The sequence below is a fragment of the Pseudoflavonifractor capillosus genome, from assembly GCF_016902575.1.
Lineage (GTDB): Bacteria > Bacillota > Clostridia > Oscillospirales > Oscillospiraceae > Enterenecus > Enterenecus capillosus_A.
The window spans coordinates 1-18,937 of record NZ_JACSNZ010000033.1 but is presented as its reverse complement, the minus strand read 5'-3'; the positions used below and the strand labels follow the sequence as shown (position 1 = coordinate 18,937).

Below are 18,937 nucleotides of genomic sequence, written 5' to 3'. Positions count from 1 at the left end.
CCGCGGATCAACACGGATAGTTTGGCGATTTGGATGGCTTTATCCAGCTTGGCATACCGCTCCGGCTTGACAAAGGGACGCAGAGCCTGGAGCAGGGCGGTGCGTCGGTCATCTTGTTTCCCCATCTGTCCCATGAGCTTGGCTGCCATGGACAGCATCTTAGGGTCTAGCTGACCAACACTGCCCAAAAGTCCGGACAAATCCGGGGCAGGAGACGAGGCAGGGGTGGGAGCCGCCGGAACAGGGGAGCTGTCTGTGTGATTGGTCTCTCCGCCCTCTAAAGACTTTGCAAGCGCCATGATTTGCCCCATGGCTTGGGGATTGGAGAGAATGCCCTCCAGTTTTTCTTCCCATTCTGCCATTGGCTCACCCCCGTTTCATCACTCTCTGAGATGTTGTTTCATTTTCTCTATGAGCTTCACACCCTCCGGATCCCTCATCAGCGTTCGAATGGCAGAGACGAGGGGGGCGGTGTTTCCTTGTGCGGCATGGTTGGCCGCCTGTTCCAAATCTTCTCCGGTATTTTCTCGGAGCATGGAAAACAGCTGCTGGGTTTCCGGGGCACTGCGCAACTGCTCCAATTTCTTCTGATCAGAGAGCAGCTGGGCTGCCTGCTTATTGTGAAGCAGTCCATCCAAGTTGGCCATGGCAATTCCTCCTATCGCAGGAGAGCGTACTGGGCTCACCTGCTCCTATTATATGAGTAAACAGAGAAAAGGTGACTACCATGAAAATACTTGTATTCTCCGACTCCCACGGCTCCATGGGTAAAATGGTGGAGGCCATGGAACATGAGCGGCCTCAGCATGTCTTCTTCCTGGGAGACCACTATCGGGACGGCATGGAGTTGTCCTCTCTTTACCCGGATGTGCCCATGGATTTGGTTCGGGGGAACTGTGACTGGGGGAAGGCACCGGATTTGCGGGTGGTAGAGCTGGAAGGTGTACGGTTTCTCTTGACCCATGGACACCTCCAATATGTAAAAAGTGGACTGGACGAGCTGGTGCAGGAGGGGTTGCATCGACAGGTTAATGTGGTCTGTTTTGGTCATACCCATCTGGCTAAGGTGGTGTATCGCCAGGGCATCTACCTGATGAATCCCGGCACAGTGGGCGGATGCCGTGCCCGTGAAGGGTATGGCGTGATACAGGCCCTGGGTGGGAGTGTCAATCTGGAACTAAAATAAAAATTCCTCGGCGAATACCGAGGAATTTTTACCGGAGTTACCCGTGATAGGTTTGACTGCTGTCCTGGTGATTCAAAGGCCGGAACAGAAGGGTGATGCACCAGATGGCGGCGATACCCACCAGAGCGTAGATGGTGCGAGCCAACCAGGTGCCGGAGCCACCGCTGATGAGTGCCACCAGGTCAAAATTAAAAAGGCCAATGGCTCCCCAGTTCAAACCTCCAATGATGGCCAGGGACAAGGCTACTTTGTCTAAAAACACGTGAAAAACCTCCTTTTCTCTGCCGATGGTAGTATGGGCAGGGGAAAGGAGGTTTATACATTTCTCAAAAATCTTTCAAATGGGCGGGTCCAAAACCGTGTGGCATGAGCTGCGCCAAGGAGACTTCCTGGTAAGTCTGGTCGCTTTTTGCCACGAGAATGCGCAAATTGGGTTGAAATTCATATAGCATTTGACGACAGGCGCCACAGGGCCAACAGAATTCCTCACCCCGGGAGATCACGGCAAGGGTGTCCAAATCATGGGTGTGTCCCTCACTGACTGCCTTGACCAGGGCAGTGCGCTCTGCGCACAGGCAATGTCCGTATGCGGCATTTTCCACGTTACATCCGGTAAATACCTGGCCGCCTCGGCACAATAGGGCTGCGCCCACAGGAAAATGGGAGTAGGGGGCATAGGCTCGCTCTAGCATAGCGTAGGCCATGGACACCAGTTCACGATCTGTCATTTTCCTTCCACCTTTCCATCAGAGAGGATGTACGTGAATGTGCAGATGACTGGAGATGAGGAGCAGACCAAGAGCAAAGCCGACGACAGTGGCCAGGATAGCCCACTTGGAGCGCCACTGCTGATACGCCTCGGGCAGCAGCTCAAAGAACACAACATACAGCATGGCGCCTCCAGCAATGCTCATGGCAACCGATAGGGCCATAGGGGTCTGGTTCCCAATGAAATAGCCCAGCAGAGCACCCAGCACCGTGGGCACACCACTGAGGGCGGCTACTCCAATGGCAGAGAAAGGCTTAGAGCCATCATGGAGCAGGGGAACGGCAATGCTCATGCCCTCTGGAATATTGTGAAAGGCAATGGTAACCGCGGTGAGTAGGCTGGCGTAACAGACACCCTGCACCGCCACAGTGGTGCCAACGGCCATACCCACCGGCATATTGTGCAGAGCCACTGCGGCAGCCAGCACAAATCCAGCTGTCTTCAAATCGTGGTGGCCACAGGCACAGTGGTGGGGATGATGGTGGTCTTCATGGTGCATACTTTTGTCGATCCAAGCGTTGAGGGCGAAAGTGATGAGAAAACCCAATACCAGACACACAGGAGGGACGTAAAGCTGTTCCACCTGCTCCATGGCCTCGGGAATCATATCAAAGCAGACGATGCACAGCATCAGTCCAGCAGTGAAGCTCAGCAACAAGCTGGTGCCTTTGGGGGACTCTCGTTTGAGCAGCAGGGCCAGAAGACCGCCCAAGGCCAAGCCACCTACGCCGGTGGCTGCGGAGAGAATGATGAGGTATATGATTTGGGATTGCATGATATGGCTCCTTTGCAATTTGGTTGTGCTACGGACAATGGTAACACTGGGAACTCACTTCGTCAAGACAATGGGCTCACACACCGTGGAGATGTTGGCAAATTTCCTGATATTCTTCTGCAAAGCAGCTGTTCTTGTCCCATATAAAAGTGAACTCATGCTGCATCTGAAAGTCGGGAATTGGAATGACTTCAACCAGCCCTTGCTCCAGCAGATCCCGTACAGCTGCTTGATAGAGAAATGCGATTCCGCAGTCACGCAAGAGTAAGCCTACCATGCTGTGCATATTCTCTACCTGGACGTAATGGTTGAAGTCAGTCAGGCTCAGGTTACGCACGGCAAGGAGCTTTTCCAGGATCTCACGGGTGCCGGAGCCTTCCTCGCGGATGAGAAGGCGCTCGCCCAGCAGGTCTTTCAGGGCAGATATAGGCTTTTGAAACACGTGGCCTTTGGCGCATACAGGAATATATGGCTCCACCCGGTCTACCAGGGTACCAAAGTCGTCTGTGGGCACATAACCCTCTACCAGAGCAAAGTCAATCTCTCCGGCACAGAGCAAATCCACCAGAGAGTGGGTGTTGCCATAGCGCACCTGTACATTGGTGTCAGGAAATTCTTTGAGGTATTGGGCCAGAGCGGGCAGGATGGCATACTCTCCGATGGTCAACGTCACACCAAAAGTTAAAGTTTTCGTTGCTTTGCCTGCCTCTTGCATCCGCCGGAGGATGGTTTGGTGGTCGTTTTGCAGCGACCCCATGGTTCGCCGCAAAACCTCCCCAGCAGGGGTCAATGAGATCCGTCTTCCGTCCCGAAGGAATAACTGGCAACCATAGGCCTTTTCAAGATATCGGATGTGCTGAGAGACGGCGGGCTGGGTGATGTGTAGTTCTTCTGCGGCAGCGGTGAAGTTCATGGTTCGACATACACTTAAAAAAGTCTCTATACGAAAGTCCAACATGTACACCACCTCCTTAACATTTGATTCCCATCACTGTATTATAACGAAATATTATGGTTATATCAAGATAAATAATTTTATTTTTTCGTTTCTGAGGAGTATAATGCACAGGAATAAAAGAAAGGGAATCATAGAGAAAGGTGGAATAGCTTTGCAGTTTATCAAAAAGAATGGATATGGGATCCTGTTGTGTCTGGCCATTGCAGTGCCGTCTTGGTTTGCAGGAAAGGCCTTTCCCATCATTGGAGGCGCTGTTATTGCCATTTTGGCAGGCATGGTAGTGACGTTGGTGTGGAAGTGGCCCGCTTCGGTGGATCATGGAATTAAATTTGTATCTAAGAAAGTGTTGCAATGGGCAGTCATTCTCTTGGGGTTCGGCATGGATCTGAATATTGTGATTCAAACAGGCAGGCAGTCTCTGCCCATTATCATCAGTACCATATCGGTATCTCTCATTGTGGCTTTGATCCTCAGCAGGGCAATGAAAATTCCCGGAAAAGTTGCCACTTTGGTGGGAGTGGGTTCTTCCATTTGCGGAGGCTCTGCAATCGCAGCCACTGCACCTGTCATTGATGCAGATGAAGATGAAGTGGCTCAGGCCATCTCGGTGATATTCTTCTTCAATGTTCTGGCAGCTTTGGTTTTTCCTTCACTGGGACAGCTGGTGGGCTTTGACACCACCTCTGGCGAGGCATTCGGTATTTTTGCCGGCACCGCAGTCAATGATACCTCTTTAGTTACGGCCACTGCTGCTACTTGGGACAGCATGTGGAACTTGGGTACGCAGACGCTGGATAAGGCGGTGACGGTGAAACTCACCCGCACGCTGGCCATCATTCCCATCACCTTGGTACTGGCCTTTATGCGTACCCGCAAGGAGAGAGGAAACGGAGAGACAAAAATTCAAATGTCTAAAATCTTTCCTTTCTTCATCCTGTTTTTCATTGCCGCCTCCGTCATCACAACGGTCTCTGTGGGGAACGGGATTCCCGCTACAGTGTTTGATCCGCTGAAGGAGCTGAGCAAGTTTATGATCGTGTTGGCCATGGCTGCCATTGGCCTGAATACCAACATCGTCAAGTTGGTCAAGAGCGGTGGAAAACCTATTGCCATGGGCGCCTGCTGCTGGATCGCCATTACCGTTGTCAGTTTGGGCCTTCAATTTGCGCTGGGCCTGGTATAAAAGAGAGGAGCGTACCAAGATGTATGACATTGTTATCGTAGGAGCCGGCCCCGCCGGCATCAGTGCAGGCATTTACGGCGTCAGCCGGGGTAAGAGAGTTTTGTTGCTGGAAAAGGGCGAGGTTGGTGGCTTGATTGGAAAAGTTTCCACTGTTACCCACTATGCCGGAATTGTCCCTGGAGAGACGGGCAAAACCTTTGCTCAGCGCATGAAGCAACAGGCTTTGGATGCAGGAGTGGAGATCCGTCAGGAGACTGTGCAGCAGGTTCAAATGCAGGGAGATGTGAAAACCGTTGTCACAGAGAAGGAAAGCTATGAGTGTAAAAAGCTCATTTTGGCAGGAGGAAGCACCGGGCGCAAGTTGGGGATTCCCGGCGAAGAAATACTGGCAGGCAAGGGAATGGGCATGAATGCTGCCCAACATGGCAGTGCTTATGCTGGCAAACATGTGTATGTGGTGGGCGGTGCCGACGGCGCTGTGAAGGAAGCACTGTACCTTGCTGGGCTTGCCAAAAAAGTGACAATCATCCACTTTGAACCTCAGCTAGGCTGCATTGCTGAGTTCAGAGAAAAAGTCAAAAAGACACCCAACATTCAGCTGATGCTCAACGCCCGTCTCCATGCTGTCCGGGGAGAAAATCAGGTGGAGCAGTTGGATATCCGCAGTGAGCTGGATGGCTCCGTAAAAACCGTTGAGGACCCCGGATGTGGCATCTTTGTTTACGCCGGAACTGTTCCCAATACTCAGATGTACACCCAGTTGGAATTGCAAGACGGATACATCCCCGTCAACGAATGGATGGAGACCCAGATTCCCGGTGTGTACGCTGTGGGTGATATACGGGTCAAGCAGGTGCGCCAGGTGGCCACAGCTGTGGCAGACGGCGCCACGGCAGCGGTGCATGCCTGCATCGGATGATATGATAGGAAATGGTACGTTCATAGTATCAATATCTGGTTCCATATGACACACACGGAGGGAACAATGGGAGATATCCCGTTGTTCCCTCCGTTCTGCATATAAAAGATGCAGATGCTGAAACATAGAATCCATCCTATACGCATCTCTGTTTGCTGTCTGAGGCAAATGAGTTCACAGACTTTTACAGCGAACAGTACTTGACAATGCATAGTACTGGGCGTAGAATAATTCTAGAAGGAGAGATGCTATGAATGCTCAGTTCAAAAAGGGAGTGCTGGAGCTCATTGTTTTAGAATCCGTTCGCAAGCGTGATATGTATGGCTATGAACTGGTGGCAGAGGTTTCAAAAGTGGTGGATGTAAACGAGGGGACCATCTATCCATTGCTGAAGCGATTGACAAACGAGCACTATTTTGAAACCTATCTGCGTGAGTCCACAGAGGGACCACCCCGCAAATACTATCATCTGACAGCTGCTGGCATTCTCTACCGGGACACATTGGAGGCCGAATGGAACGTGTTTCAGGAACAGGTAAATCGATTTCTGAAGGAGCAAAAGAATGAACAGTAAAGAATCATTTTTGAATGCGCTGCAACAGGGCATTGCCGTATTGGCCGAGGCGGAACAGCAAGATATTTTGGAAGAATATGCCCAGCACATCGAAATAAAAATGTCTGGCGGACTGACAGAGGAGGAGGCTGTTCAGGATTTCGGGGATGTTCAGCAGCTGATAGCGGAAATCCTGGAGGCATACCATGTTGACCCTTTATACGCAGCCGGAAACAGAAAAAGTCAGAATATGAGTGATTCCATCCGGCGCCAAATTACTTGTCTGGCTGGCCTGATTCAATCAGGCGCCAACAAAATAGCACGTTTTGCCATGCGGTTCTTCCGGGCGGTTCAAACGGGTTCTGAGCGGACTTTAGAGGAGTCACCAAACGATACAAGAAATGCCATCTGCGATCCATGCAAAAAGATGGGGAGCGGATTTGCAAGGATGTTGAAAGCAACCGCTAGGTTTGTGTGGAATGGAGTGCTTTTGCTGTGTGCAATACCCGTTCTATTTATAGGAATTGCTGTTTTGCTGCTTCTAGGCGTCATTGTTGTATGGCTGTTTCAAGGAATGCCGTTGCTGGGAGCGCTTTTAAGCTGTTTGGGAATCCTGTCCACTTGTGTTGGGTTGATTGGGCTTGGAAACAACTTGGTTTGGCATCGCCACAAGGCGGATGACAGCCGGAAAGCCCATCAGGAGGTTGCGGTGGCAGGTGAAACGCTCACAAAGAAGGAAGGGATTGACGATGTGGAAGAATAACCGGACCATGAATAGAACCTTTTTGGGTTTCCTGTGTGGTGGTCTTCTGCTGATGGGCATTGGTGTGGGCCTCCAACTGGCAGAGGTATCTGCTCTTTCTTACGGTGGAGAAATCTTGGTGGAAAATACTTCACGAGTAGAAAGCATGGTGGTGTCCCTTTCTCCCCATGCAGAAAAAATACGTTTGAATAGTAATGATGGAAGATTCTCCAAGCAAATTCGTGAACAGTATCAGATAGAGGTGCAAGAGTCTGTGGACCCTGGCACTGCGGTGGTGGAGTTTCAATATGAAGGAACTCCCGTTGGAATCTCCTATGTTTCGGATACCCATCAAGTACCATTGCTGCAGTCCATCGACTTTTTTTGGTTCCATGAAAACGAAGTTTCCACTCTGATGACCTATAAGGACAGAATTTTGAAAGATCTGAAACAGGGCCAGTTGTGTGACTACAGGCTTTGGAATCTATGTAAGGTGGTGATCCGTGTGAACCCTGCCGATGCGGACCGAATTTCTGTTTTCTGAGATAATATATCATCCATAATCATCACAGCGCAAACGGTACATAAATAGGGAGAATGGAGCGAAATCGAATACAGTTACTGTGGAAAATAGATCTGGAAAGAGGGGAGAATCATGACAGCAAGGATACGATTCATCCGCCGCCCAGGGGTTAGTGTTTTATGGCTGGTAGCGCTGACGGCGGCGGCACTGCTGCTGGCCGTGGGCAGTGGTGTGCTCTGGTCCGTCATCGGGCTTCGGAACTACATGGACGAACACTTCATATCCGTTGCTGTCCTGACCCGCACCGAGGAGCAGATGGAGGAGCTGGAAAATTCCATGGCGGCAGGAGGTTTGGGCCTGGTACTGTCCGCCCCTGTCCTCACCCAGCAGGAGCTGGGGCAAATCGCCGCTATGCCACAGGTGCGCATGGTGGATATGCGGGGGCTGACAGCAGCATACAGCCCTTCTTTACGCCCAGTGTCGTCGGCGGAGACGGAGAAAGCATATCAAATGGATTTGGATGCTCCTTATAACCGGGTGATGCTGGTGGCACGTGTGATCCAGGCGGATACCACCCGGACCCCGCAGGAGATGGACACCACCGAGCTGGACGGACAGGTTCACGCCTACACAGAGGTGAGAACCAGAGGAAAACTGGCTGTCGAGCAAGTGATTGCCGCCCATGAGGCCTATGATATTTCCAAGGAGATCGACCTGGATTTGCTGTATGTCAGTGAAGATCCGGAGGATGATGTGCAGGAGGGAGGGCGGTACCTCTTCTATGGAACGTATGATGCGGGGCTCCAGCACACCCTGCTGGATGAAATTTATGAGTCGGCTGGACAGCAACCTGCGTACGCAGCGAGCTTGCAGGTGGGTGACGGGGTGCCTCTGACAGCGAACTATCTCCAGGAGGACGGAACCTATTGTTTTGTGAGTAGCGGAGACATTGACCCCCGCTTTCCGTCCTTCGCACCCATTTTAGGTGATATAGATGAATTTTTTGCTGACCCAGCCCATGAACTGTGGCACAAGACCCGGGAAGAGATGGAGATTACCCTGCACAGTGTACCCATGATGGGCACCGAATGTTTGGAGAGCGTATACGCCTTCCAGCAGGGAAGTAGTTACATGGTAGAAGGCCGGAGCTTCAACCAAGAGGAATACCGCAAGGGAGCGCCGGTGTGCGTGGTTAGTGAGGCGGTGGCCAGGGCATCGGGCTTGTCTGTGGGAGATTCTCTGACCATCTCTCAATATGAGGCTCTGATGAATTATGGCGAGTACTCCAACCTTGGGGGGCATCTTGCCTCCTCGGGACATTTACAGAGAAGTGTACCTGGGGGCAGCACGGAGCTGAACAATCCCTTCATCCGTCCCTATCTCAGCCAGTATGGGTTTGCCACCCAGGAGGAGACATTCACCGTGGTGGGCATTTACCGACAGGATCGGTGGTGGGACAGTTCCGCCAGTTTTGCCATGACTCCCAATGTCATGTTTGCACCTTCTAAAGCCTTGGCAGATTGCGCTTACCAAGGAGATGCAGGTGGGGTCTACCTCTCAGTGGTTCTTGAAAATGGTACAGCCCAGGACTTTGGGCAAGCTACTGGAGAGCAGACCACAGAGGGGCGATGGCTGGTGGACGATCAGAACTACATCCAGGTCCAGGCTGGAGTGGAGCAGCTGCAATCTGCCGCACAAATTTTAATGGCGGCCTGCGTGTTGGGCTGGGGTGTAATCGTCCTGTTCTACCTGGTGCTGTACCAGGGGGGAGAGCGGCGCAACCTGGGCATTATGATATCCGTGGGAGCCGGAAAGAGGCGGGCAGTCCGTTACTTGGTGAGCAGCGGCCTCATTTTGGCAGTGGCGGGCACAGTGTTGGGCCTGGCTCTTAGCCGGGCGGTGGACCAGACTGTGCTGGATATAGTGATGTCTGTGAGCATGGAGCAAGTCTCTGCCACTGCCATGAGTAGCGCATCCCAGGTGGATACCCAGCTCATTGCTAAGGGGTTGACGCAGGGAAGTGCCGCCAGTTGGCAGGGTACGGCATTGGTGGCTGGACTGTCCCTGATGGTTTTGGGGGCAGCGATGTTGCTCCAGACATGGCTTATGAGCCGGCGGCGGCCGAGAAAGCTGATGGAGGGATGACAGATGTCCCCATTTCTTGTGAAACGGCTACTGCGCCGACCCCTTCTGTTAGGCGTGAATTTTCTGTTCTGCCTGTGCAGCTGTGGGCTGCTGTGCTATTTCTTCGGCTATATGGACCGGCAGCACCAGGAACTGAACCGGGTCCAGAACAGCTTTGACATTCTGTGTGTGGTGAGCAACATCCAGGGCAGCTCTACCACCGGTCTACGCATCAGACCCACCTATTTGCAAGTCCTGGCTGACCCCGACTTAGAGGAGGGAGCCGCCGCCTATGTGCGGGACTTGCAGATGACCAAGGAGTTTTATGCCACCCTACCTCGGAATGAGGCGGGGCAGGAGCTGCAAATCATTGGGTTGACCGATCCGGAGTTGGAACCCGCCCTGGACGAGACCATGGGGGCGCCTGTGCTATGGTTGACCCAGAATAAATTTTATGATTCTCAGGACCCTATGTGTGTGGTACCGGAGGGACTGTATCAGCAGCTGACAGAGGATCAACAATCGAAGTTGACGGTGCTTCTACACGACCCACTGTCCCCGGAGATGGGCGAAGTGGAGCTGACCCTGACGGTGGCGGGAGTACACGCTGGGGATTCCTCCACCGTGTACCTGCCCTGGGGGTTTACTAAGAGCCTGATGGAGGACTGCTTTCATTATGTCAGCTGTGATTCCTTGCAATTCTATGTCCGGGACAACCGGCAGATTCAGACCCTGTATGATCGGGTCCAGCGTTGGTTCCAGCCAGTGGACATCCAAGGCGGGGACACTCTCTATTCTTATGCCTTGACCATCTATGACCAACAATACTTCAGCACTTTGGCCACGCTCCAGCAGAACATCCGCCGCAGTCAGTACACCATTCCCATCCTGTTGATGCTGGTGGTTTTGGCGGGGGCATTGCTCAGCTTCCTGGCCGTACGCAGCACACGGCGCAGCTATGCCCTGATGCGGATACAGGGGCTGAGCCGGGCGGGACTGCTGACCACCATTTTGGTGGAATTGCTTCTCCCCACGCTGGTAGGCTGCGGGTTGGCCGCAGCCATTTGGTGGCAGTGGTTGCTTTTGGTGCTGTTTTTTGCTTGCTATTTGTTGGGAGGAATGGCGGCGGCCATTCGTCCTGTATTGGCCCGACCCGCTATGATATTGAGACAACAGGAGTGATGACATATGGCAATGCTGACAGCAGAACAGGTTTCCTTCTCCTACCAGGGAAAACACGAAACCATCTATGCCGTAAAAGACTTCAGCTATGGCTTCGAGCCCGGCTCCTTCTATGCCATTGTGGGCAAGAGTGGCAGTGGAAAAACCACTCTGCTGTCTCTGTTGGCAGGGCTGGAATTGCCCACCCGGGGGCGGGTGCAGTTTCAGGGGAAGGCTACCACTGAGATGGACACCGACCTGTATCGCCGCAACCATGCGGCGGTGATCTACCAGAATTTTAATCTGTTTCCCCAACTCACCGCACAGGAAAATGTGATGTACCCTCTGCGGTTGCAAAAGGTGGACAAACAGGAGGCCACCCAGCGGGCGGAGGAGGCTCTCACCCAGGTTGGACTGAGCCAGACACATCTGCGTCGATATCCCAGCCACCTCTCCGGTGGTGAGCAGCAGCGGGTGGCCATTGCCCGAACCTTGGCTACCCACTGTGAAATCATTCTGGCCGACGAACCCACCGGCAATCTGGACGAGGGGAACACCAAGAGTATCACCGATCTGTTACTCCGCTTGGCCCATGAGCAGAATCGGTGCGTCATCGTGGTCACTCACGATCTGTCTATTGCTGCCCGGGCCGATGCTGTTCTGGAGCTACGGGATGGGAGATTGACCCAGGGACCATGGCATTAGAATCAGGGATCCATGCCGTTTCCGCCGAGCATTGAAATGAGCCTGTGGCTACCAAAACAAAAACACCTGCTTTCGCAGGTGCTTTTGTTTTGTGTCATCCCAACACTATAGATGCAAATCTCTCAGTTCGAAAATAAGTGCCTAAATAGCATCAGAGAACAAAAAAGAATACTTTTGTATTTTTCGATTTTTGATGTAAGGCCTCCATACTAGGGAAGGAGGAAGGTGTTGCGGCTCAAGGCTTTGAGAAAATGAGAAGTCCGTTTTTCGATAAAAGTGTTCGAAAAGCGGACTTCATTCATCTATAGTGACGTGGAGTGTGTTGACCGCCATTCCTCAAATATGCGCATATAAATTGAGCGTTCACATAAATGTTTAACAGTATCATTCATCCCACTAATCGATACAATTTGATTGAAATTTACTATCCCCATTTCAATTATCATCTTTGCAATAAACTCATCTATAAAAGATGAGCTTACTGTCGCTATTTGAGAAAAGTCTAAACAAATTCTGCTGTTCGCCCTTCTAACTGTATTTATAACATCATTCATAAGCAAGCGACCAGCTTCACGTGTAGCGGTTCCCTCACAATTCTCGAAAACATTATACATGAGGCTATCATCTTCTTGAAGCATGTTGTCAATTCTGATATCAAATCCGTCGAATCCGCCTATGCTTGAGAATGCAGTCTTAATATCAACAACTTTATTCAAATCAAGTTGAAAATCTACAGTGGTCCCTTGATGATTGCGGTCTACATATGGTATATTATCATACTTTTGAAGATCCAAATTTTCTGTTAACATTAATGAAGCTGGGCCTGATGTTAGTGTAAGCCGCCCTCCATTAGCGCGTACAATTTGATATAATCCGAATAATCCGTTTCCTTGCCCTTGTCCATCTCCGACCCCTTCTTGTATAGCTAATGTTAATGCATCGATGGCTTTTGAAGGATGATGAGTACTTAATTTCAAAGAATTATATATGCCAATCCCGGTATCTGATACACAAATTGCAATGTGATTATTCTGTGAATGGAATTGGGCCATTACATAACCAGCTGTGCTTTGACTATGCAGAAGTACATTATCCATCACTTCATTTATGCACCAAATTAGGCTTTTCAGTATTCCTTCTTCACAGATTGTTTGTCGGCTAATGCAATCGACACATTTTTGGGTAAACGCAGCGACTTGCGAAGGAGTATCATATCGAAAAACTTGGTCAAATGGGTTATGAAGCGTGGAGATTTCTGAATCGGTAAGATAAACAGGGGATATAAAATGGCAACTGCTCAAGTATTCAGATGTTGCGATATTAGTATGAAATTTTATTCCCTTCTGACGATAATATTCAATTATTCCTGCAACAGGAACACAGGCATTAGGATAGACAGATGTGCCCGTGCCATTCCAATAAATATGGAAATCTTCATAGCCCCTTGACAAACCATCATACATCATACGAATAAAATCGCTGACACACAAGGAACGATTAAGTTTGTGGATGTATATATTGTTGCCGTCTCGAGTAACAGATCTTTTCCGATATAATTGATTGCCCATAAGATGGCCCTCCACTTTAATTACTGTATTTAAATATCATATCAAATGAATGAAGAGATATCAATCATACTTGTAGGGGCATTCGAAAAAACGCCCGCATACCACTCTGAGCATTCAAACGCCAGAGCAATATGAGGACACATTTGTAGGACGCAATAAAAGTTCAGTTTCAGGAAAGTTGGGTTCGGATTCCAGATTTTCTGCTGCTTCTGCCGCCGTTTTCAACTGTTTCAACATTGGTGTCCAGATTCTCGTAGGCAGCCTGTCGGGGAAAAACACTTGAATAGCAAGCCTTTGAGGATAAAACGAGGGTCGACTTTTGAGACAGTCCAAAAAATCTATTCCAAAAGTCGACCCTCGTTCAATTAGTTGATGCGATATTTTTCTAGTGTTTGGGCAGCACGATCAATATCCTGTATTTCTTGTTCATATAGTTTATTATGTCCAATGCTCTTTTGAGAGAAGTGTTTTTTTCCTGATGAAGGGGAGATTTTCCAAGAACCTCCTACAACAATAGATCCTGTATTTGTGTGGATAAAAGATGCTGATCGTTGTTTTGAAAGAGAACAAGGTCTACCAGTTGTACCTTTAACGACGGTTTTAGTATTTATTTTTAACTTTTTCATAGCTAAATTGAATTTACCCCCAATCGATATCATTCAACAAATCAATATTCATACTTTCGATTACTTTAAAAGGCTGTCCCATGGGAACATCAGTTGAAATCTGACAATATCCATCAAAACACGTCATGTTTTGTTGCTTGAGTCTAAAATAATTTAGGGTAGGTTCATTGCTATATCCATCAAAAATTAAAGATAGAGGGACATATCGATTTGTATTTATAAATCGTTTATATGCGCGCTTAGTAGCTTTTTGACGGTCCAAATCTACAGAAACGAGAAAAACTTTATAACCAGCATTTTTCAATCCGGTACAAAACTTTATAATTGAAGCAATGTTATGGCCTATTTTGGGAATCACCAGATTCGCACCACATTGTAAGCACTGATCCATTAAACCATTTTCTCCAAAAACTAAAAAATCTGATTCTTCATGTACTAGAGATGCAGCACCAATTTGGTTTGTATATTCAGGTAATTTACGCTTTGTAAAATCTGAATCCAAAATATAACAACCACAATGATCAGCAATCTTGGATGCAATGCTCGACTTTCCGGCAGCAGGGGGGCCAATTACATAAAAAACAGTCCGCTCAAATTTAACGTCAGAAAGAGGCATGGCTCCACCACGACCCAAGGTTATTTCATCATCATTAGCTATACGCTTTGAGGTAAAAAGTTCATTAACAATTTGGACTCTTAAAGCTTCTCTTGCTTTTTCGTCGCGATATTGAAAATCCCTATTATCTTGATGCGTAATTGTTGGATATAGAGGATAATCCTTAATATTTCGTTCGGCTTGCGTAATAAGGTTTATAGCCTGTCTCTTTTCGCCCACATCCGTTATACCAAGAATTCGGTCTACAAACTTCTCTGCTTGTATATCAGTATTTAAATCTCTAGCATAATCTGGCATGGTATTCTCTCGCTTCCATATTAGATAGTACGTTAACCCTAGTATAAAGGTTCACGTTATTTTTCGCAATCTATAAATTGAAGTAATCCGAAAGAAACTCTGAAACTAAAGCATGAATGTATAACAAAATAAATAAGTGGTGGCTTTTTGTCATAACACAATCAATAGTATGTAGCCTTCCGTAACCCATCCATTTCGATTTGCAACATTTGTTTTGAGCGTAAAGAAGTATCGTTAAGGAAAAGTGTTACACAGTAGAATTCGAGAAAATCTATTTGTAAGCTGGCGGGCCAGTTTGCTGGCGCAGTCGATACCACGATAATCGTACATGTGTTGGACCGAGGCTTAACCAGGATTGCAGATTTCCTCGATGCTGATATCTGCTGATTCTGTAAGAAACTTTTGTTTCAGACGGGTTTGCTTCACCAGATTTTTCGTTCTCATCGCTCTCACATTCGGTGCAGCACTCATCGTTTGATTTGTCGAGATGAACTTCCTGATAGGCGTGGGATTCGATCTTTCGCCGAAGTTCTGCTTTTGACCAGCCCCACCGCCTGACAGCACACAGATACCAGCGCTGTTCCTCTGTGTTCAAATCTGCCTCCAGAATGACTACGTTCTGTGTCCAGCCGATTTCCATAGCTAAATCCAGTAACTCGGGATTTTCTTCATACACACGATAGAAGTCACGCATCCTTCGCAGATTGCGAGGGGAGAGGCCAGGAACATCGGGGTAATTCCGTTGCAGGTACTCAGCGGCGGCCACAGCGGCACCCTTTTCCGTGCGTTGACAAATGAGACGGCCCAGTTCGCAGTACAGCTTCATCTGGGGCATATCTGTGCTCATTGCAACTCGCATGGCATCAAACATGGGGGAATAATCAATGTTTTTACGAATATTCATAACTTCTCCTTTCTGGCGAAATGCGCCTTTTTCTGAAATAGACCAAAGAGAAACACGGACGTGTGATCCGTGCCTCTCTTTGGCCTATTTGCATTTTTGGTATGGATTACTGCTCCACATCCAGTTCTTTGCCGTTCATAGCACTTGCACCATCTGCTCCCAGAGCAGTACAAAGCGGTCATCTATCATTTTATTGTCATGGTAATGTCCGAACAGCCAGTAATAAAAGTTTGCCTTATTTCGGACTTCTTCCAGAAAATCGGTCAGGTGATCGTGGACGAATCCACCGTCGCTCAATGTGTCTTCGATGCCGCTTGGGGCGCAATGGGTGATGATGTAGTCCACATCATAGTGGACGCGTTCCAGGTTACGCCGCGCTTCCGCATACTCCGCAGGGCTTGGAAGTTCTTCCTTCCACCAGGAGTGGTGGTTGACCCGAAAGTATGCCCCCATTCTGCGAAGAGCCCAATACTGTTCCTCAAAGTCTGGGGCATAGGGATTCAAAATGCCATCTTCGATGTCGTGGCTGCTGGCTCCGCCCATGGTGAAGAAGGTGTACCCCTGCAGTTCAAAGACTTGACCCCTCATCAGGTGGATGACATGAGGACGGATGCGTTGGGTCTTGCCACCGTTCCATTCCTCTATAGGGTATTTTGCCAGAAGGTCAAAATTTTCGTGGTTTCCGCTGACAAATAGGGTGGTGAAGGGCAGGCTTTCCAGCCAGTCCAGTTTGTGCACTTCCTTTTCGCTTCCGTCCCATACACCACCGAAGTCTCCACAGATGATCATGTAGTCTTCTCTGGTCATGGTAGCCTGTTCCGGGAAGTGCTTAGCCTGAAATCGCTGGAAATTTCCATGGGTATCGCCTGTGGCGTAGATCATGTTTGTTCACCTGCCTTTCATCGTGACTATTATACCATGCTTTGCTCGATCTGGACACCGCCTCGGAGAAACACCGTAATTTTCTCGGCTGATTGAACCTTTACGGTGTCCACCAGCTGTCGAATGAGGGCTTCATCCCACTCGGAAATGTTTGCAGAAGTTTGCTCCATCGTAGCTGCGGCATTTTCTATTCGCTGAACAATTTGGGCATTGTCCTGTCGTTGTTTTTCCAGGTAAGCTCTCTTTTCTTTCAATGCAGCGGCTTCATTCATGATTGCGCTCAGTTGGGAGGTGTAGGGGGCGGAGTTCTGGGCGGTAGCGGCTTTTGCAACCAACTCCCGTGTCTGGCCACTTAGCTCGGTGAGTCGTTGCTCGATATCTGCAAGGCTCATACTTTGCCCAGGGACAGGAGCCAGCTCCAATTCTATGGCTGATGTAATTTGGCGGATGAGGGAAGTCTTTTGGCTCATGACGGAGTTGATGGCGGCGAGGATGGCTTGCTGGAGAGGCTCTTCGTCCAAGGTAGGGGAGTGGTGGCAGTATTTCGTGCCGTAGTCCAGGCGGCTGACACATCGCCATACCACACGCTTTTTGCCCTGCCTGGACCAAGTACAGCGACGGTATAGGGTTCCGCATTCGCCACAGACCAGTCGCTCGGAAAGAGCGTACTTGCTGGCATAGGATGTCATGCCTGTTATTGCATTCTTTTTGGATGGACTTTTCTCAGCGTTTCGCCGTGCCATTTCTGTCTGTACTGCATCGAAGGTTTTGCGGTCTACAATGCCCTCGTGGTGGTTTTGTACCAGATACATGGGGAGTTGACCGGTGTTGCGGATGACTTTCCGGCTGATGCAGTCACTGACGTAGGTTTTCTGTAGGAGGACATCTCCGCAGTATTTCTCGTTGGTCAGAATGCTACGGATCGATGAAAGCGTCCAATGAATATTTCCGACTCCATTGGGGATTTGCTCGGATTCCAGTCGTTCCTTGATCATCCGCAGGCTGGCTCCGGTCAGGTATTGGTCATAGATGGACTGAACTACTTCCGCTTGTTCCGGGATGATTTTGGGATTTCCATCTTCGCCCTTTTCGTAGGCGTATAGCCGGTTATATTGGATGTGTGCCTTACCTTCCCGCATAGCTTGACGTTTTCCCCAGCGGACGTTGGCGCTGATACTCTCGCTCTCTGCCTGGGCAAAGGCTCCCAGCATGGTGATGAGAATTTCACTGTCCGCCTCCAAGGTATTGATGTTCTCTTTCTCGAAGATAACTGCAATGCCAAGTTCCCGCAGAACACGGATGTAGTTCAGGCAGTCCACGGTGTTTCTGGCAAAGCGGGAGATGGACTTGGTCAGGATGATGTCGATTTTCTTCTGCCTGCACTGGCGGATCATCCTCAGGAATTCCGGCCTTTTACGGGCGGACGTGCCGGTGATACCCTCATCGGCAAAAATACCGGCCATGGTCCAGTCCCGATTGGTCATAATCTTATCAGTGTAGTAGGTCTGCTGGGCCTCGTAGCTGGTGAGCTGCTCCTCATCGTCTGTGGAGACTCGACAGTAGGCAGCCACCCGAAGCTGGCGGGGGATAACTTGTTGGTTTACGGCGTCAGGTTTCGCTGGAATGGTAATGACCTTGGGCGGATGTTCTCTCATGCTGTTTCACCTTCTTTCTATGACTTGATTGTTCTTCAGCTTGATTTGCAAGGAGCCATTACTGTGAACAAGAATGGCAGCTACGGAGACCTGCAGCAATTCCGCATCCAACTCAGTCATTGGCTGACACCTTGTAAAGAGCCGCTGGAGACGTACTGTTTCGTATTCATAGGAGCTGATGGCGCTGTACTGAGTTGCGGCGATGGCCTGGATGAGTTTGTGGGCAGCTTCTTCGTCGATGGGCTGGCATCCCATAACCGCATTCAACTCTCGTTGCAATTCCTGTATATTAGACGAATCCACGGGTTTGATATCTGGAGTTTCGATACATGCGGGATTCTCAATTACTCGGTTGAGTAAACTCAGCACTTCTTGCTCCAGCCGTTCCGTAATCGAATGGCCACTGAGACGGCGTAGAAGCTTTTGAGCCTCGTTTTTTGGAACGGATACTTGCTTTGTGCTGCGCTTTTCTAGAACTTTATTTAACATCTCTTGTTCTATGATTGGCGGGTAGCCACGATCTCCCGTATAGCGTTTGTCTTCCAGAATGCGGGCTACCATGTTCTTATTCCACACTTTTCCCACATCATAGGGGGTTGGCTGATTTCGGAGTTCTGCCACCAATGCGTTGAAGGTAAAGCCAGAGAGGTACTGTCGGAAGATATATTCCACCAATTTCGCTTCCTGGGGGTGGAGGACTACTGCCCCCATTTCCACTCGATATCCGAAGGGCTGTTTTCGATTTTTCATCAGCGCATTGTCCTTTCTATGGTCTCGGTCAGTTCCAGCCC

The 18,937-nt window shown here is 49.5% G+C and carries 22 protein-coding genes; 9 read left to right on the top strand and 13 right to left on the bottom strand.

All coding sequences use genetic code 11. The annotated features are described in order from the left end of the window. Together H9X86_RS09295 and H9X86_RS09290 are read right to left on the bottom strand one after the other, a co-directional pair. The coding region (locus tag H9X86_RS09295; RefSeq protein WP_204901258.1) for a hypothetical protein at positions 1 to 362 on the bottom strand (362 nt) is incomplete at its 3' end. An 18-nt stretch (positions 363 to 380) separates the two neighbouring features. After that, entirely contained in the window at positions 381 to 647 is a 267-nt protein-coding gene (locus H9X86_RS09290) for a hypothetical protein (RefSeq protein WP_204901257.1), read from the bottom strand. Positions 648 to 727: 80 nt separating this feature from the next. On the opposite strand from H9X86_RS09290, the gene H9X86_RS09285 reads away from it, so the two are divergent. Then, positions 728 to 1,186 (top strand): metallophosphoesterase family protein, encoded by a 459-nt coding sequence (locus H9X86_RS09285; protein ID WP_204901256.1) that lies wholly within the window; start codon positions 728 to 730, stop codon positions 1,184 to 1,186. A 37-nt stretch (positions 1,187 to 1,223) separates the two neighbouring features. Here H9X86_RS09285 and H9X86_RS09280 read toward each other — a convergent pair whose 3' ends face one another. The 4 genes from H9X86_RS09280 to H9X86_RS09265 form a co-directional block, all read right to left on the bottom strand. Beyond that, positions 1,224 to 1,448: a DUF378 domain-containing protein gene (locus tag H9X86_RS09280; protein ID WP_204901255.1), complete on the bottom strand. Its 225-nt coding sequence runs from the start codon at positions 1,446 to 1,448 to the stop codon at positions 1,224 to 1,226. Positions 1,449 to 1,512: 64 nt separating this feature from the next. Beyond that, on the bottom strand, positions 1,513 to 1,914 hold the full coding sequence (cdd, locus tag H9X86_RS09275) for a cytidine deaminase (RefSeq protein ID WP_204901254.1): 402 nt from the start codon (positions 1,912 to 1,914) through the stop codon (positions 1,513 to 1,515). 18 nt (positions 1,915 to 1,932) lie between these two features. Further along, positions 1,933 to 2,730 (bottom strand): ZIP family metal transporter, encoded by a 798-nt coding sequence (locus H9X86_RS09270; RefSeq protein ID WP_204901253.1) that lies wholly within the window; start codon positions 2,728 to 2,730, stop codon positions 1,933 to 1,935. A 76-nt stretch (positions 2,731 to 2,806) separates the two neighbouring features. Continuing rightward, on the bottom strand, positions 2,807 to 3,688 hold the full coding sequence (locus tag H9X86_RS09265) for a LysR family transcriptional regulator (protein ID WP_204901252.1): 882 nt from the start codon (positions 3,686 to 3,688) through the stop codon (positions 2,807 to 2,809). A 151-nt stretch (positions 3,689 to 3,839) separates the two neighbouring features. On the opposite strand from H9X86_RS09265, the gene H9X86_RS09260 reads away from it, so the two are divergent. From H9X86_RS09260 to H9X86_RS09225, 8 genes are all read left to right on the top strand, one after another. Continuing rightward, positions 3,840 to 4,871, top strand: a complete 1,032-nt coding sequence (locus H9X86_RS09260; protein WP_204901259.1) for a YeiH family protein — start codon at positions 3,840 to 3,842, stop codon at positions 4,869 to 4,871. Between the two features lie 19 nt (positions 4,872 to 4,890). Then, a complete protein-coding gene (locus H9X86_RS09255) occupies positions 4,891 to 5,790 on the top strand; it encodes an NAD(P)/FAD-dependent oxidoreductase (protein WP_204901251.1) in 900 nt (299 codons plus the stop codon). Positions 5,791 to 6,040: 250 nt separating this feature from the next. After that, complete coding sequence (locus H9X86_RS09250) at positions 6,041 to 6,364, top strand: PadR family transcriptional regulator (RefSeq protein ID WP_204901250.1); 324 nt, start codon at positions 6,041 to 6,043, stop codon at positions 6,362 to 6,364. Beyond that, positions 6,354 to 7,106 carry a DUF1700 domain-containing protein gene (locus tag H9X86_RS09245; protein WP_204901249.1) on the top strand — a complete coding sequence of 251 codons (753 nt, stop codon included), beginning with the start codon at positions 6,354 to 6,356 and terminating at the stop codon, positions 7,104 to 7,106. Before H9X86_RS09250 ends, H9X86_RS09245 begins: the two co-directional genes overlap by 11 nt. Then, positions 7,093 to 7,629, top strand: coding sequence for an ATP-binding protein (locus tag H9X86_RS09240; RefSeq protein WP_204901248.1), 537 nt, complete (start codon positions 7,093 to 7,095; stop codon positions 7,627 to 7,629). Before H9X86_RS09245 ends, H9X86_RS09240 begins: the two co-directional genes overlap by 14 nt. 111 nt (positions 7,630 to 7,740) lie before the next feature. Continuing rightward, positions 7,741 to 9,753 carry an ABC transporter permease family protein gene (locus H9X86_RS09235; RefSeq protein WP_204901247.1) on the top strand — a complete coding sequence of 671 codons (2,013 nt, stop codon included), beginning with the start codon at positions 7,741 to 7,743 and terminating at the stop codon, positions 9,751 to 9,753. 3 nt (positions 9,754 to 9,756) lie between these two features. Beyond that, a complete protein-coding gene (locus tag H9X86_RS09230; protein WP_204901246.1) occupies positions 9,757 to 10,914 on the top strand; it encodes an ABC transporter permease family protein in 1,158 nt (385 codons plus the stop codon). Positions 10,915 to 10,920: 6 nt separating this feature from the next. Further along, positions 10,921 to 11,598, top strand: a complete 678-nt coding sequence (locus tag H9X86_RS09225) for an ABC transporter ATP-binding protein (RefSeq protein WP_204901245.1) — start codon at positions 10,921 to 10,923, stop codon at positions 11,596 to 11,598. 302 nt (positions 11,599 to 11,900) lie between these two features. Here the strand turns inward: H9X86_RS09225 and H9X86_RS09220 are convergent, their stop codons facing one another. The 7 genes from H9X86_RS09220 to H9X86_RS09190 form a co-directional block, all read right to left on the bottom strand. After that, the gene (locus tag H9X86_RS09220; protein WP_204901244.1) at positions 11,901 to 13,166 is read right to left on the bottom strand and encodes an STAS-like domain-containing protein; all 1,266 of its coding nucleotides are present in this window, start codon (positions 13,164 to 13,166) and stop codon (positions 11,901 to 11,903) included. A gap of 365 nt (positions 13,167 to 13,531) precedes the next feature. Then, positions 13,532 to 13,792, bottom strand: coding sequence for a hypothetical protein (locus tag H9X86_RS09215; protein WP_204901243.1), 261 nt, complete (start codon positions 13,790 to 13,792; stop codon positions 13,532 to 13,534). A 13-nt stretch (positions 13,793 to 13,805) separates the two neighbouring features. After that, positions 13,806 to 14,705, bottom strand: coding sequence for a zeta toxin family protein (locus H9X86_RS09210; protein WP_204901242.1), 900 nt, complete (start codon positions 14,703 to 14,705; stop codon positions 13,806 to 13,808). A gap of 271 nt (positions 14,706 to 14,976) precedes the next feature. Next, positions 14,977 to 15,609 carry a DUF1016 N-terminal domain-containing protein gene (locus tag H9X86_RS09205; RefSeq protein ID WP_204901240.1) on the bottom strand — a complete coding sequence of 211 codons (633 nt, stop codon included), beginning with the start codon at positions 15,607 to 15,609 and terminating at the stop codon, positions 14,977 to 14,979. 135 nt (positions 15,610 to 15,744) lie between these two features. After that, positions 15,745 to 16,491, bottom strand: a complete 747-nt coding sequence (locus H9X86_RS09200) for a metallophosphoesterase family protein (RefSeq protein ID WP_204901239.1) — start codon at positions 16,489 to 16,491, stop codon at positions 15,745 to 15,747. Positions 16,492 to 16,520: 29 nt separating this feature from the next. After that, entirely contained in the window at positions 16,521 to 18,146 is a 1,626-nt protein-coding gene (locus H9X86_RS09195; RefSeq protein ID WP_204901238.1) for a recombinase family protein, read from the bottom strand. A 6-nt stretch (positions 18,147 to 18,152) separates the two neighbouring features. After that, positions 18,153 to 18,937, bottom strand: a 785-nt coding sequence (locus tag H9X86_RS09190) for a recombinase family protein (RefSeq protein WP_204901237.1), incomplete at its 5' end; no start/stop codon positions are given.

Coding starts and splice junctions, on each gene's coding strand:
- H9X86_RS09290 (WP_204901257.1), bottom strand. CDS start 647: ATGGCCAACTTGGATGGACTGCTTCACAATAAGCAGGCAGCCCAGCTG.
- H9X86_RS09285 (WP_204901256.1), top strand. CDS start 728: ATGAAAATACTTGTATTCTCCGACTCCCACGGCTCCATGGGTAAAATG.
- cdd (WP_204901254.1), bottom strand. CDS start 1,914: ATGACAGATCGTGAACTGGTGTCCATGGCCTACGCTATGCTAGAGCGA.
- H9X86_RS09270 (WP_204901253.1), bottom strand. CDS start 2,730: ATGCAATCCCAAATCATATACCTCATCATTCTCTCCGCAGCCACCGGC.
- H9X86_RS09265 (WP_204901252.1), bottom strand. CDS start 3,688: ATGTTGGACTTTCGTATAGAGACTTTTTTAAGTGTATGTCGAACCATG.
- H9X86_RS09255 (WP_204901251.1), top strand. CDS start 4,891: ATGTATGACATTGTTATCGTAGGAGCCGGCCCCGCCGGCATCAGTGCA.
- H9X86_RS09250 (WP_204901250.1), top strand. CDS start 6,041: ATGAATGCTCAGTTCAAAAAGGGAGTGCTGGAGCTCATTGTTTTAGAA.
- H9X86_RS09245 (WP_204901249.1), top strand. CDS start 6,354: ATGAACAGTAAAGAATCATTTTTGAATGCGCTGCAACAGGGCATTGCC.
- H9X86_RS09240 (WP_204901248.1), top strand. CDS start 7,093: ATGTGGAAGAATAACCGGACCATGAATAGAACCTTTTTGGGTTTCCTG.
- H9X86_RS09235 (WP_204901247.1), top strand. CDS start 7,741: ATGACAGCAAGGATACGATTCATCCGCCGCCCAGGGGTTAGTGTTTTA.
- H9X86_RS09230 (WP_204901246.1), top strand. CDS start 9,757: ATGTCCCCATTTCTTGTGAAACGGCTACTGCGCCGACCCCTTCTGTTA.
- H9X86_RS09225 (WP_204901245.1), top strand. CDS start 10,921: ATGGCAATGCTGACAGCAGAACAGGTTTCCTTCTCCTACCAGGGAAAA.
- H9X86_RS09220 (WP_204901244.1), bottom strand. CDS start 13,166: ATGGGCAATCAATTATATCGGAAAAGATCTGTTACTCGAGACGGCAAC.
- H9X86_RS09215 (WP_204901243.1), bottom strand. CDS start 13,792: ATGAAAAAGTTAAAAATAAATACTAAAACCGTCGTTAAAGGTACAACT.
- H9X86_RS09210 (WP_204901242.1), bottom strand. CDS start 14,705: ATGCCAGATTATGCTAGAGATTTAAATACTGATATACAAGCAGAGAAG.
- H9X86_RS09205 (WP_204901240.1), bottom strand. CDS start 15,609: ATGAATATTCGTAAAAACATTGATTATTCCCCCATGTTTGATGCCATG.
- H9X86_RS09200 (WP_204901239.1), bottom strand. CDS start 16,491: ATGATCTACGCCACAGGCGATACCCATGGAAATTTCCAGCGATTTCAG.
- H9X86_RS09195 (WP_204901238.1), bottom strand. CDS start 18,146: ATGAGAGAACATCCGCCCAAGGTCATTACCATTCCAGCGAAACCTGAC.